The following is a 1,082-nucleotide window of genomic DNA, read 5'->3' on the forward strand; positions in this document are numbered from 1 at the left end:
ACACCATCACCGTCACAGTCCGCTGCCTGCCAGATTGCATTTGTGCTATCATAGCCTGTATAGCCTGCTGGCTGTATCGGGTCACATGGATCGTTAGGATCAGTACCGTCATTGGTCTCAGTATCATCATCGATGCCGTCACCGTCCGTATCACCTGGGTTACTGTATGGGTCTGTACCGTTGGTGAACTCATCACCGTTACTCACACCATCACCATCACAGTCCGCTGCCTGCCAGATTGTATTTGTGCTATCATAGCCTGTATAACCTACAGCTTGCATTGGGTCACATGGATCGTTTGGATCAGTTCCATTTGTAGTCTCAGTATCATCATCAATACCATCACCGTCCGTATCACTTGGATTGCTATATGGATCTGTGCCATTGGTGAACTCATCACCGTTGCTCACTCCATCACCATCACAGTCCGCTGCCTGCCAGATCGCATTTGTGCTATCATAGCCTGTGTAGCCTGCTGGTTGTATCGGGTCACATGGATCGTTTGGATTAGTACCGTCATTGGTCTCTGTATCATCATCGATACCATCACCGTCCGTATCACCTGGGTTACTGTATGGGTCTGTACCATTGGTAAACTCATCACCGTTACTCACTCCATCACCGTCACAGTCCGCTGTCTGCCAGATCGCATTTGTGCTATCATAGCCTGTATAGCCTGCCGGTTGTACTGGATCACATGGATCGTTAGGGTCAGTACCGTCATTGGTCTCTGTATCATCATCGATACCATCACCGTCCGTATCGCCTGGGTTGCTGTATGGATCGGTACCGTTGGTGAACTCATCACCATTGCTCATACCATCACCGTCGCAGTCCGCTGCCTGCCAGATTGTATTTGTGCTGTCATAGCCTGTATAGCCCGCAGCTTGCATTGGGTCACATGGATCGTTAAGATCCGTTATACCACTTGGTACAACTGGTGTACTTGGATCATCCACTCCTGTAGATTCCTCACAATCAGTAAGACCATCACCATCACTGTCTACACTATTAGGACATGCCGGTACCGTAATTGATATCGTTCCTACAGTTGAGGTATTGCCATCGTTATCGTTTACTGT

1 pseudogene is annotated in these 1,082 nt (G+C 48.6%); it reads right to left on the reverse strand.

Going from position 1 to position 1,082, the window contains the following annotated elements:
- Positions 1 to 1,082: pseudogene (locus tag ACFEMA_RS14695) on the reverse strand (hypothetical protein); the annotation flags it as partial.

This window comes from Winogradskyella sp. A3E31, assembly GCF_046720935.1.
Lineage (GTDB): Bacteria > Bacteroidota > Bacteroidia > Flavobacteriales > Flavobacteriaceae > Winogradskyella.